The organism is Streptomyces sp. NPDC036815, from assembly GCF_055609205.1.
The window spans coordinates 114058-125834 of the sequence record NZ_JBVJPW010000022.1; the positions used below are offsets into that span (position 1 = coordinate 114058).

At 71.1% G+C, this 11777-nt stretch carries 12 protein-coding genes and 1 tRNA gene; 6 read left to right on the plus strand and 7 right to left on the minus strand.

Going from position 1 to position 11777, the window contains the following annotated elements:
* Positions 1-14: 14 nt before the first annotated feature.
* From ACZ69I_RS32320 to ACZ69I_RS32330, 3 genes are read right to left on the minus strand one after another with little or no spacing between them, the layout of a single operon-like run.
* Complete coding sequence (locus tag ACZ69I_RS32320; protein ID WP_470836139.1) at positions 15-800, minus strand: TrmH family RNA methyltransferase; 786 nt, start codon at positions 798-800, stop codon at positions 15-17.
* Between the two features lie 10 nt (positions 801-810).
* Positions 811-2103, minus strand: a complete 1293-nt coding sequence (locus tag ACZ69I_RS32325) for an HTTM domain-containing protein (RefSeq protein ID WP_470836141.1) — start codon at positions 2101-2103, stop codon at positions 811-813.
* Positions 2100-3158 (minus strand): DUF5819 family protein, encoded by a 1059-nt coding sequence (locus ACZ69I_RS32330; protein WP_470836142.1) that lies wholly within the window; start codon positions 3156-3158, stop codon positions 2100-2102. The genes ACZ69I_RS32325 and ACZ69I_RS32330 overlap by 4 nt, the downstream gene beginning before the upstream one ends.
* A 185-nt stretch (positions 3159-3343) precedes the next feature.
* Here ACZ69I_RS32330 and paaA point away from each other — a divergent pair, with 185 nt between their 5' ends.
* From paaA to ACZ69I_RS32360, 6 genes are all read left to right on the plus strand, one after another.
* Complete coding sequence (paaA, locus tag ACZ69I_RS32335) at positions 3344-4384, plus strand: 1,2-phenylacetyl-CoA epoxidase subunit PaaA (protein ID WP_470836144.1); 1041 nt, start codon at positions 3344-3346, stop codon at positions 4382-4384.
* Positions 4381-4671, plus strand: a complete 291-nt coding sequence (paaB, locus tag ACZ69I_RS32340) for a 1,2-phenylacetyl-CoA epoxidase subunit PaaB (protein ID WP_467674579.1) — start codon at positions 4381-4383, stop codon at positions 4669-4671. Before paaA ends, paaB begins: the two co-directional genes overlap by 4 nt.
* 20 nt (positions 4672-4691) lie before the next feature.
* Positions 4692-5432: a 1,2-phenylacetyl-CoA epoxidase subunit PaaC gene (gene paaC, locus ACZ69I_RS32345; RefSeq protein WP_470836172.1), complete on the plus strand. Its 741-nt coding sequence runs from the start codon at positions 4692-4694 to the stop codon at positions 5430-5432.
* Positions 5426-5926: a 1,2-phenylacetyl-CoA epoxidase subunit PaaD gene (gene paaD, locus ACZ69I_RS32350; protein WP_470836146.1), complete on the plus strand. Its 501-nt coding sequence runs from the start codon at positions 5426-5428 to the stop codon at positions 5924-5926. Before paaC ends, paaD begins: the two co-directional genes overlap by 7 nt.
* On the plus strand, positions 5926-7014 hold the full coding sequence (locus tag ACZ69I_RS32355) for a 2Fe-2S iron-sulfur cluster-binding protein (protein WP_470836148.1): 1089 nt from the start codon (positions 5926-5928) through the stop codon (positions 7012-7014). Before paaD ends, ACZ69I_RS32355 begins: the two co-directional genes overlap by 1 nt.
* 223 nt (positions 7015-7237) lie before the next feature.
* Positions 7238-8371 carry an acyl-CoA dehydrogenase family protein gene (locus ACZ69I_RS32360; RefSeq protein WP_470836150.1) on the plus strand — a complete coding sequence of 378 codons (1134 nt, stop codon included), beginning with the start codon at positions 7238-7240 and terminating at the stop codon, positions 8369-8371.
* Between the two features lie 142 nt (positions 8372-8513).
* Here ACZ69I_RS32360 and ACZ69I_RS32365 read toward each other — a convergent pair whose 3' ends face one another.
* The 4 genes from ACZ69I_RS32365 to ACZ69I_RS32380 all read right to left on the minus strand — a co-directional run bounded on the left by ACZ69I_RS32365 (position 8514) and on the right by ACZ69I_RS32380 (position 11735).
* On the minus strand, positions 8514-8843 hold the full coding sequence (locus ACZ69I_RS32365; protein WP_467674839.1) for a rhodanese-like domain-containing protein: 330 nt from the start codon (positions 8841-8843) through the stop codon (positions 8514-8516).
* 66 nt (positions 8844-8909) lie between these two features.
* Positions 8910-9860 (minus strand): hypothetical protein, encoded by a 951-nt coding sequence (locus tag ACZ69I_RS32370; protein WP_470836151.1) that lies wholly within the window; start codon positions 9858-9860, stop codon positions 8910-8912.
* A 108-nt stretch (positions 9861-9968) separates the two neighbouring features.
* Complete coding sequence (locus ACZ69I_RS32375; RefSeq protein WP_470836153.1) at positions 9969-11453, minus strand: DUF2252 domain-containing protein; 1485 nt, start codon at positions 11451-11453, stop codon at positions 9969-9971.
* A gap of 195 nt (positions 11454-11648) precedes the next feature.
* Positions 11649-11735, minus strand: a tRNA-Leu gene (locus ACZ69I_RS32380).
* Positions 11736-11777: the final 42 nt, after the last annotated feature.

Sequence of the window (11777 nt, forward strand, 5' to 3'; positions counted from 1 at the left end):
GGCTGCCGGAGGTGTCAGTGCGGCATCTCCGGCGGCCGTCCCGAGGACGCCGACCAGTGGAAGAGCGTCATGCCGACACTCGTCGCGAGGTTGTAGCTGGAGACCTGCGGGCGCATCGGCAGGGACACCAAGTGGTCGGCGCGGCGCCGCAGTTCGGCCGAGAGACCGCTGCGCTCCGACCCGAAGGCCAGCACGGCCTCGTCCGGGATCTTCAGCCCCCTGATGTCCTCGCCCTCCGCGTCGAGCGCGAAGACCGGGCCCGGCGGCAGCTCCGGCATGTCCACGCGCTCCACGGCCGTCGCGAAGTGCAGGCCCGCACCACCCCGTACGACCGTGGGATGCCAGGGGTCGAGGGTGCCGGTCGTCACGACACCGGTCGCCCCGAACCCCGCTGCGAGGCGGATGACCGCTCCCGCGTTGCCGAGGTTGCGGGGGTCGTCGAGCACGACGACGGGCGCCGGCCTGCCCGTACGCCCCAGCGCTTCGAGGTTGGCCGCACGCGAGGGGCGCACCGCGAGCGCGGCCACCGCCGTGGGGTGCAACCGCGGCACGAGGGCGCGCAGCCGCTCGTCCGGGACCTCCACAAGGAGCGCGCCGAGCGCTTCCGCGACATCCGGCGCGAGGTCGTCCGCGAGGGCCAGGACGGCCGACCGGTCACTGGTCAGCGCGACCGGCACCCGCGCGCCGAAGCGCAGCGCGTGCTTGATCGCGTGGAAACCGTCCAGCAGCACGGAGGAGTCGGCGATCCCGCGCCAGGCGCGTACGGCGCCCTCGGGGCCCGCCCCGTCCGTGCTGTTCATGGAGTGCAGCCTACGCGCGCGCCGTCTCGGTCGGCTCCTCGTCCCGCTTCCCGTCCGCGGCGCGCTGCTCCGGCAGACCACCGCCACCGGCGAGGCGGCGCAAGCGCCCAAGGGGAGGGCCGGAGAGCGGCAGGTGGGAGCGCGGGCGTCGGAAGAACGGCAGGTGGGAGAGCGGCAGGCGGGAAACCACCCCTCCACGCGCGCGTGCCGCCCACCCGCCCATGCGGCGCAGGAACGTCGTCGGAAGGAACACCGCGTCCGCCGCGATCATCGCGAGCGAGAAGAACGGCAGCCCCAGGACGACCGCGATCACCGCATGCTCGACGATCATGGCCGCGAGGAGGACGTTCTTGACCCTGCGGTTGAAGAGCGTGAAGGGGAAGGCCACCTGTACGGCGACCGTTCCGTACGTCACGAGGAGCACCATCACGCCATGGGACGCGAGCAGATGGGAGAGCGCGGGCCACGGGGAGAAGTAGTCGAGGTTCAGCGGGTAGTAGACGGCCGTGCCGTCCTGCCAGCGACTCCCCTGGATCTTGTACCAGCCCGCTGTCGAATAGATCAGACAGGCCTCGACCATGATCACCAGCAGGCCCGCGTTGTGGGCGAGATTGGCCACGACGTCGAGCAGCTTGCGCAGCTCGCTCCCCGGGGCACGCCGCCCCACGACCCACCACAGGCCGTGCACCAGCAGCAGCCCCCAGAAGAACAGCAGCCACCCGCCGCTGACCTCCCCCGTGAACGTCACGCTGGACAGGCCGAGCCCGCACACCCACCACAGCGCGAGCCCCGACCGGTCGACCGGCGGCTCGATCCCCTCTCCACGCGCGCGTGCCGCACGCCGCGCGTCCAGCGACCACACCTGGCCGCACCGGGTGAAGACCAGGTAGGTCGCCATCAAGTGGATGACGTTGTCGCCGCCGTCCCCCATGAAGATGCTGCGGTTCTGCAGCGACAGCACGCCGATCATGAAGAGCACGGACATCGCCCGCGTGTGCCAGCCGAGCAGCAGCAGGACGCTGCTGACCATGGCGAGCGCGTAGACGACCTCGAACCAGATCTGCCCGTCCGACCACATCAGGGCGGTGAAGGCGCCGTTGCTCGCGATGAGCTGCTGCGCCATGTTCCAGCTCCAGGGGCCGTCGGGCCCGTACATCTCCTGGCGGTGGGGGAGTTCGCGGAGCAGGAAGAACAACCAGGTGGCGGCGAAGCCGATGCGGATGACCGCGGACTGGTACGGACCGAGGGCGCATCCGGTGACGCGGTTGAGACCCCGTGCCAGCGGGTGTTCGAGACGGGTCACCGGGCGGTCCCCTTCGTGGGCGAAACGGACCGGTGCGTGCTCACGCGGGAAGCGGTATCGGACGCTCCGCTCACGCTCCGCGCACTGCTCCCACCATCGCTGAGCGGCAGGTCCTCGGGCTTCACCGGCCACCAGGGCAGCAGCCGGTACGACGGCTTGGTGGAGATCTTCTCCTCGCTCCACTTCGGCAACGGCACGTTCGTGGTCTTCGAGCGCAGCTGAACGTTCGCGATCTTGTCGCCCTTGCCGCCCGGCGCCTCGCGGTCGAGCCGCATGTACGCGATGCGGCGCACGTAGCGCTCGGAGAGCTGGCCGCGCAGCCCGACGGGACGATTCTTCGCGTCGTGCGACCCCACGTAGAAGTCCCAGGCCCGGCGGAGTTCGTTCTGCTGCGTATGGCTGGGCAGCAGGCTGCCGTCGATTCCGGCGCCGTCCTGCGCGGACAGCTCGTACCAGTCCGTGGTCCGCATACGCCCGTCGGCCGTACGGAGCTCCGCGCGAGCCTGCACCGCGACGTTCTGCTGGAGCGGGTTGGGCGCGAAGAGCTTCCAGTTCTGCTCGAACTCGGGATAGATCCAGTCGTCGACCACGTCGCCGTGCTGCTTGGTCACCGTGTTCGAGGGCGCGACGTGCAGGAAGAGCATCCCTATGTGGACGCAGGCGGCCGCGGCGACGACCACGAGGGCGCACGCCGCGGCGATCTGATACCCGAGCTTGAGCCCGGCGATTCCGACCCGGCCTTGCGGCTCGGGTGCGTCGGCCGGTTCGGGTGCGTCCGGCGGTTCGGTTTCGTCGGCTGGTTCGGTTTCGTCGGCTGGTTCGGCTTCGTCCGCCGACTCCGGCACGCCCTCATGTCCGAGATCGTCCGCCGACGAGGGCACGCCCTCCGGTCCGGGTTCGTCAGCCGACGACGGCACGTCCGCCGAACCCGCTCGGGCAGCCCCGCCGGACTCGGCCGACGTCACCCGTTCGGCCGACGCCCCCCGCTCGGCCGCCGGACCGGGCTCGTCAGGCGCGACGGGCCCACCGCCCGAGCCCTTGTCGTACCCGTCCATTCCGCCCCGTTCCCCGATCGCGCACCGAACCCTGCCGCCGGAACGGTACTCAGGCCTGCCCGCCACGCACAGCGCCCGCGAAGTTATCCACAGGGTTGACACCTTATGGCGGAGGGCCGCACCATTGAATTCAACGAACCGAACGATCGGTCGGGCGGTTCGCATCAGGGTCGAGGGGGACCGAGATGGCGACAGCAGCCGCACACCAGGCGGCAATGACGGAGCCGGACGAGGCCGCGCGCACGGCGGAGCAGCAGGCCGCGTTCGACGCGGCGGTCGCCGCCGACGAGCGCATCGAGCCGCGCGACTGGATGCCGGACGCCTATCGCGCGTCCCTGGTCCGCCAGATCGCCCAGCACGCGCACTCGGAAATCATCGGCATGCAGCCGGAGGCCAACTGGATCACCCGCGCCCCCTCCCTGCGGCGCAAGGCGATCCTCATGGCCAAGGTGCAGGACGAGGCCGGCCACGGCCTGTATCTCTACAGCGCGGCCGAGACCCTCGGCACCAGCCGCGACGAGCTGCTCGACAAGCTCCACTCCGGCCGCCAGAAGTACTCATCGATCTTCAACTACCCCACGCTGACCTGGGCGGACGTCGGGGCGATCGGCTGGCTCGTGGACGGCGCCGCGATCACCAACCAGGTCCCCCTGTGCCGCTGTTCGTACGGCCCGTATGCACGCGCGATGGTCCGCGTCTGCAAGGAGGAGTCCTTCCACCAGCGCCAGGGGTACGAGTCGCTGCTCGCCCTCAGTCGCGGCACCCAGGCCCAGCACGACATGGCGCAGGACGCGGTGAACCGCTGGTGGTGGCCGTCCCTGATGATGTTCGGCCCGCCCGACGACGAGTCCTCGCACTCCGAGCAGTCGATGACGTGGAAGATCAAGCGCCACTCGAACGACGAGCTGCGCCAGCGGTTCGTGGATATCTGCGTCCCCCAGGCCGAGTCGCTCGGGCTGACGCTCCCCGACCCGGACCTGGTGTGGAACGAAGCCCGGGGCCACCACGACTTCGGCCCGATCGACTGGACCGAGTTCTGGGACGTCCTCAAGGGCAACGGCCCCTGCAACGACCAGCGCATCACCCAGCGCCGACGCGCCCATGAAGAGGGCGCCTGGGTCAGGGAGGCCGCAGCCGCGTATGCCGGGAAACAGGCGGCCGCGAAGCGGACGGACGTGACCGGCTCGCACGGCGACGCCGGACAGCACGGAGAGGCGACAGCATGAGCAGCTCGACCGACTGGCCGCTGTGGGAGGTGTTCGTCCGCTCCCGCCGCGGGCTCTCCCACACTCACGCGGGCAGCCTGCACGCCCCGGACGCGGAGATGGCCCTGCGCAACGCCCGCGACCTGTACACGCGCAGGAGCGAGGGCGTCTCCGTCTGGGTCGTGCCGTCCGCCGAGATCACCGCCTCCTCCCCGGACGAGAAGGACTCCTTCTTCGAGCCGGCCGGCGACAAACCCTACCGCCACCCGACGTTCTACGAGATCCCGGACGGGGTGAAGCACCTGTGAGCACCCCGGCCCCCGCACCCGTGCCCGCCCCGGCGGCCCCCCTCGCCGTCGACGCCCCGGCCCTCCCCGCCCTGGCCCTCGGCGACGACGCCCTGGTGCTCTCCCACCGCCTGGGGGAGTGGGCGGGACACGCACCCGTCCTCGAAGAGGAGGTCGCGCTGGCGAACATCGCCCTCGACCTGCTCGGCCAGGCCCGCATCTTGCTCTCCCTGGCGGGCGACGAAGACGAGCTGGCGTACCTCCGCGAGGAGCGCGCCTTCCGCAACCTCCAGCTGGTCGAGCAGCCGAACGGCGACTTCGCCCACACCATCGCCCGCCAGCTCTACTTCTCCACGTACCAGACGTTGCTGTACGGCCAGTTGGCCGCCGGAGACGGCGAGTTCGCGCCCCTGGCCGCGAAAGCGGTCAAGGAGGTCGCCTACCACCAGGATCACGCCGAGCAGTGGACACTGCGCCTCGGTGACGGCACGGACGAGAGCCACGCGCGGATGCAGCGCGGAGTCGACGCGCTGTGGCGGTTCACCGGTGAGATGTTCCAGCCCGTGGCCGGGCTGACGGTCGACTGGCACACACTGCGCGAGAGCTGGACCTCGTCGGTGACGGCGGTCATCGAGCGGGCGACGCTGACCGTGCCCGAGGGGCCGCAGTCCGGCGCCTGGGCGGCAGGCGCCGGGCGCCAGGGCCTGCACACCGAGTCGTTCGGCCGGATGCTCGCCGAAATGCAGCACCTGCACCGCAGCCACCCGGGGGCGTCATGGTGACCACCGCGCCCACCGCCCTGGAGGCGGAGCTCCTGGCCCTCGCGGGCTCGGTGCCCGACCCCGAACTGCCCGTGCTCACCCTGGCCGAGCTCGGTGTGGTGCGCGGTGTACGGGTACTCGCCACCGGCAAGGTCGACGTCGAACTCACCCCGACGTACACCGGCTGCCCGGCGATAGAGGCCATGACGGCCGACATCGAGCAGGTGCTGCACGAGCACGGCATGGCCGAGGTCTCGGTCCGCACGGTGCTCTCCCCCGCCTGGTCGACGGACGACATCAGCGCCGAAGGCCGCCGCAAACTCGCCGAGTTCGGCATAGCTCCCCCGCGCTCCCACGCGGCGGACGGGCCCATCCCCCTGAGCCTGTCGATCCGCTGCCCGCACTGCGGTTCGACCGACACCGAACTGCTCAGCCGCTTCTCCTCCACGGCGTGCAAGGCGCTGCGCCGCTGCGCCTCCTGCCGCGAGCCCTTCGACCACTTCAAGGAGTTGTGATGGCCCGCTTCCACCCGCTCCGGGTAGCGGCGGTCGACCGGCTGACCGACGACTCCGTGACGCTGACGTTCGACGTGCCGCCCCCGCTGCGCGAGGAATTCCGGTTCGCCCCGGGCCAGCACCTCGCCGTCCGCCGCTTCGCCGACGGCACGGAGATCCGGCGTACGTACTCGATCTGCTCCCCGGCTCCGGCCCTCGACGCCCCCGACGAGCCCCGGTCCCTGCGCGTCGGCGTGCGCCTCGTGGAGGACGGTGCCTTCTCCACGTACGCCTTCAAGGAAGTCGCCATCGGCGACGAACTGGAGGTGATGACCCCGGCCGGGCGCTTCACGCTGGACCCGGCCCCCGGCCGCTATGCGGCGATCGTCGGCGGCAGCGGCATCACCCCGGTGCTCTCCATCGTCTCGACGCTCCTGGAGCGTGAGCCGAAAGCGGACTTCTGCCTCATACGCAGCGACCGCACCGCCGCGTCGACGATGTTCCTGGAAGAGGTCGCCGACCTGAAGGACCGCTGGCCCGACCGGTTCCAGCTGGTGACCGTGCTCTCCCGGGAGGAGCAGCAGTCCGGCCTCGACTCCGGTCGGCTCGACGAGGAGCGCCTCACCGGGCTGCTGCCCGCGCTGCTGCCCGTGGCGGAGATCGAGGGGTGGTTCCTGTGCGGGCCGTTCGGTCTGGTGCAGGGCGCCGAGCGGACGCTGCGTGCCCTCGGTGTGCCCCGCCGCCGCATCCACGAGGAGATCTTCCACGTGGACGACGGCCTCTCCGCCGCCTCCACCACCGCCACCACGGCCCCCGCGATCATCGCGCCCGCGCACAGCACGGTGACGGCGACTCTCGACGGCCGCTCGGGCACCTGGCCCGTCCGGGAGGGAGAGACCCTCCTGGAGACGGTGCTGCGCAACCGCGCCGACGCGCCCTATGCCTGCAAGGGCGGGGTGTGCGGCACCTGCCGCGCCTTCTGCGTCTCGGGCGAGGTGCGGATGGACCGCAACTTCGCGCTGGAGCCGGAGGAGACGGAAGCGGGATATGTGCTGGCGTGCCAGTCCCGTCCGGCGACGGACACAGTGGAGCTCGACTTCGACCGCTGACACCACCCACCCGAGCCCATCCCCCTGCTCCCTCCCTGCTCCCTCCCTGTTCCCTTCCCATAGAGCCTGTTCTATCTTGACGCCCCGTCAGGTGCCTGCGGCTCAGATGCAGAGCCTCAGACGCAGAGCATCCGGTGCGGAACCCCAGGCTCAGAGAATCAGGTCCAGAGAAGCGGAAGAGGCGGCGGAGACGTCGGCCGACCGGTGCGCGGGAGGACGGGCAGTGGACTTCACCTTCACCGAGGAACAGCAGGCCGTGGTCGAGACGGCGAAGGCACTCTTCGCCGACGTCGTGCCGGACGGGGTGCCCAGCCCCGCCCTCACGGCCGGTGCCGTCTCCGAGGACTTCGACCGCGCCCTGTGGTCCCGGCTCGCCGACGCCGACCTGCTGGGTCTCCTCATCGACGCCGAGCGCGGCGGCGTGGGCCTGGACCCCATCGCGCTGTGCCTGGTGCTGCGCGAGGCCGCGAAGGTGTTGGCCCGGGTGCCGCTCCTGGAGAGCAGCGCGGCCACAGCTGCCGTACAGGCCCACGGCGGCGACGAGCTGAAGCGCACGGTCCTGCCCGCGGCCACCCGCGGCGAACTGGTCCTGACGGTCGCCGCCCACGGCCGCACCGGCCACGACCCGGCCGAACTGGCCGTCGCCGCACAGCAAGAAGGCGACAGCTGGATCCTGGACGGCGTGCAGACGGGCGTGCCCTGGGCGCACAACGCCGACCTCGTCGTCGTCCCCGCCCACACGCCGGAGGGCCGCACCGTCCTCGCACTCGTCCCCCGCGCACAGGAAGGCCTCACGCTCGCCGAGCAGTTTTCCACCAGCGGCGAGCGCTTGGCCGAACTGCGCCTGGAATCCGTGCGCATCCCCGCAACCGACGTCATCGAGGCCGACGGGGCCTGGGACCGGCTGCGCAATCTGCTCACCACCGGGACCTGCGCGCTCGCCCTCGGCCTGGGCGAGGGTGTACTGCGCATGACGAGCGAATACACCAGCAAGCGCGAGCAGTTCGGTCACCCGGTGGCCACCTTCCAGGCCGTGGCCGTCCAGGCCGCCGACCGCTACATCGACCTGCGTGCGATGGAAGTCACCCTCTGGCAGGCCGCCTGGCGCATCAGCACCGGAGCGGAGGGCGCCCTGCCCACGGCAGGAGACGTGGCGGTCGCCAAGATCTGGGCGTCGGACGGCGTACGAAGGGTCGTGCAGACGGCCCAGCACCTGCACGGCGGCTTCGGCGCCGACACCGACTACCCCCTGCACCGCTACCACGCCTGGGCCAAGCAACTGGAGCTCTCCCTCGGCCCGGCCGCAGCACACGAGGAGGAATTGGGCGACCTACTGGCCGCCCACGCACTCGGCTAGCCCGCACACCCCAGAACCCAGGAACGACCGGCCGCAGAAACGGCGATTGCGCCAGAAGTGACCGGCCTTAGAAAAAACAAGGCCTCGGAAAACAGGGCCAAACAAGGCCTTGGAAAAACCGGCCGCAGAAAGACAACCGGCCTCAGACCACGGTGCCCGGCTGGCCCTCGTCGTCGACGACGGGCCGCCCGGAGGCCGCCCAGGCCTCCATGCCACCAGCCACGTTCACCGCGTCGATGCCCTGCTGTCCGAGGTACATGGTGACCTGAGCGGAGCGCCCGCCGGACCGGCAGATCACATTGACCTTGCCGTCCTGCGGGGCGGCTTCGGTCAACTCGCCGAACCGGGCCACGAACTCACTCATCGGAATGTGCAGCGCGTCAGCCGCATGCCCGGCCTTCCACTCCTCGTCCTCCCGGACGTCCAGCAGAAAGTCGCCGTTTGCGAGGTCGTCGACGCCGACCGTGGGCACATGAGATCCGAAAGCCATGCCCCCGACGCTACCCGACCGCCACCGCCCTCCGGACGGGACCAGGGATTACGCGGTCAGCCGGGCCAGCTCCGTCTCGCGCTCGGCGACCTGAGCGAGCAGCTGCTCGGCGATCTCATCGAGGAGCGCGTCCGGGTCGTCGGGGGCGAGCCGCAGCATTCCGCCGATCGCACTCTCCTCAAGTTCCCTGGCGAGGACCGAAAGGAGCTCCTTGCGCTGGGAGAGCCACTCGAGCCGCGCGTACAGCTCCTCACTGTGGGTGAGCCGCTGCTCCTCGGGCACGGGACCCGCGGCCCACTCCTCGGACAGCTCACGCAGCAACGCCTCGTCACCACGGGCGTAGGCGGCGTTGACGCGCGTGATGAACTCCTCACGCCGCTGCCGCTCGCCCTCCTCCTGCGCCAGATCCGGATGCGCCTTGCGTGCCAGCTCGCGGTAGAGCTTGCGGGCCTCCTCGCCGGGACGCACCCGCTGCGGCGGCCGCACCGACTGATCCGTCAGCATCGCGGCAGCCTCGGGATAGAGCCCGTCACCGTCCATCCAGCCATGGAACAGCTCCTCGACGCCCGGCATCGGCATCACCCGTGCCCGCGCCTCGTCCGCCTTGCGCCGGTCCTCCGCGTCGCCGGTGCGGGCCGCGGTGGCCTCGGCGATCTGTGCGTCCAGCTCGTCGAGGCGGGCGTACATCGGGCCGAGCTTCTGGTGGTGCAGGCGGGAGAAGTTCTCCACCTCCACGCGGAAGGTCTCCAGCGCGATCTCGTACTCGATCAGCGCCTGCTCGGCGGTGCGCACAGCTCTTTCGAGCCGATCCTCGGGTCGTTCCTCGGCGGGTTCCTGCGCACGCTGCTCGGAGCGTTCTTCGGACCGTGCGGCGGAGCGCTCCTTGAGTCGCGCCTTCAGCTGGTCCTTGAGCCGCCCTTCTCCACCCGGCTGCTGTGCCCCCTCTGCGGGAGTCTCAGGAGTCTCGGGCTGCGTCGGCTCGGCTTCCGGGATCGTCACCCGTCCAGCGTAGGCCACCGTGGCCCCGGCCCCGGAAACCCGCGCCACACACGCCGCCCCCCGACCCGCGGACCCCGGCCTTCATCCCGCTACCCCCTGCCTCGGCCCTCAGACGCCGGTCTCCGCCGCCATCCGCCCGTCCTTGACCGCGCTCACCAGCAACGCGTGATCCTCCTCGGTACGGTCCGCGTACGCCGTGGCGAACCGGGCCATCGCCTCGTCCAGCTCGTCGTTCTTGCCGCAGTAACCCGCTATGAGGCGCGGGTCCGCGCTGTGTGCGTGTGCGCGGGCCAGCAGGGCGCCGGTCATGCGGCCGTAGTCGTCCAGCTGGTCGGCGGCCAGCTCCGCCGGGTCCACGCTGCCTTTGCGGTTTCTGAACTGCCGCACCTGGAAAGGCAGTCCGCCCACCGTCGTCCACCCGAGCAAGAAATCGCTGACGACCTGCATCCGCTTCTGGCCGATGACCACCCTGCGCCCCTCGTGGACGGTCTCGGGCGCCTTGAAACCGGCCACCGGCAGGTGCGGCAGCAGCGCGGAGGGCCTTGCCTCCTTCACTTGAAGCACCAGCGGCTCGCCACAGTGGTCGAGCAGCAGCACCACATACGACCGGAGGCCCACACTGCCCGTGCCGACGATGCGGAAGGCCACGTCCTGGATCGCGTACCGCGCGAGCAGCGGCAGCCTGTCCTCCGTCAGCGTGCCCAGGTACTCCTCGAGCCCTCCGGCCACCGCGGCGGCCTCCGCGTCCGGCACCCGCCGGAGCACGGGCGGGGCGTCGACGAAGCACCGCCCGGCGGAACCGTCACCGCCCTCGACGGCCTCGGTCGCCTTCGCCGCGAAACGGCCACTCGTGTTCCTGCGCGCCTTCTCGGAGACCCGGTCCAGGGTGCCGAGCAGGTCACGCGCGTCCGCGTGCGAGACCAGCTCCTCGTCCGCGATGGCGTTCCACGCGTCGAGGACCGGCATCTTCGCGAGCAGCCGCATGGTGCGGCGGTAGGCCCCGACGGCGTCCCTCGCGGCCTCCCCGCAGACGTCCTCGCCCGCGCCCGCTTCCCGCCCCGTGAGCACCAGGGACGCGGCCAGGCGCTTGAGATCCCACTCCCAGGGGCCGTGCGCCGTCTCGTCGAAGTCGTTCAGGTCGATGACGAGGGCGCCGCGCGCGTCCCCGTACAGCCCGAAGTTCGCCGCGTGCGCGGCACCGCAGATCTGGGCACCTATGCCGGAGATCGGGGTGCGCGCGAGGTCGTACGCCATGAGTCCCGCGGAGCCCCGCAGGAACGCGAAGGGAGAGGCGGCCATCCTGCCGACGCGGATCGGCGTGAGCTCCGGGAGCCGACCGCGATGGGACTCCCGCACGGCGGCCACGGGGTCGGGACGCCCGCCGTCCACCGAGAACTCCGCATGGGAGGCGCGGGGCACCCGCTCGCGCAGCGCCTTGCCCTCCCGCTTGGGCGACCCCTGCGCCGGCCACTCGGCGAACCCCGGCACCCGCGGCACCCGCTCACCGCGCTGCCCCGGCCCCCGCCGCGCCCCCTGCTGCCCCTGTCGTCCTCGCTGCCCGGGAATCCTCCCGCCGAGCTCCACCATGCCCATCGCCCCCGCCGGTCATCGGCCAACCCCGAATCCGGCCTCGACCGTACCGCCGTCCGCCGACGGCCGTCAGAGCCTGTGGATAACTTCGGTGACATACATCACGGGCCGCGTCGGCGCACCCGCGGCTCGCCCATCCGGGCACGCAAAAAGAAGCGGTCCTCCTCGGACTTTCGTCCGAGGAGGACCGCTTCCTCATGGTGCGCGAGGGGGGAGTTGAACCCCCACGCCCTTGCGGGCACTGGAACCTGAATCCAGCGCGTCTGCCTATTCCGCCACCCGCGCATGGGTGTTGTCTTTGGGTCTCTCACTGTGTGGTGCGAGCGC

Bases quoted from the DNA above. Each gene is read 5' to 3' on its own strand.
- ACZ69I_RS32320 (WP_470836139.1), bottom strand. From the start codon at position 800: ATGAACAGCACGGACGGGGCGGGCCCCGAGGGCGCCGTACGCGCCTGG.
- ACZ69I_RS32330 (WP_470836142.1), bottom strand. From the start codon at position 3,158: ATGGACGGGTACGACAAGGGCTCGGGCGGTGGGCCCGTCGCGCCTGAC.
- paaA (WP_470836144.1), top strand. From the start codon at position 3,344: ATGGCGACAGCAGCCGCACACCAGGCGGCAATGACGGAGCCGGACGAG.
- paaB (WP_467674579.1), top strand. From the start codon at position 4,381: ATGAGCAGCTCGACCGACTGGCCGCTGTGGGAGGTGTTCGTCCGCTCC.
- paaD (WP_470836146.1), top strand. From the start codon at position 5,426: ATGGTGACCACCGCGCCCACCGCCCTGGAGGCGGAGCTCCTGGCCCTC.
- ACZ69I_RS32355 (WP_470836148.1), top strand. From the start codon at position 5,926: ATGGCCCGCTTCCACCCGCTCCGGGTAGCGGCGGTCGACCGGCTGACC.
- ACZ69I_RS32375 (WP_470836153.1), bottom strand. From the start codon at position 11,453: ATGGGCATGGTGGAGCTCGGCGGGAGGATTCCCGGGCAGCGAGGACGA.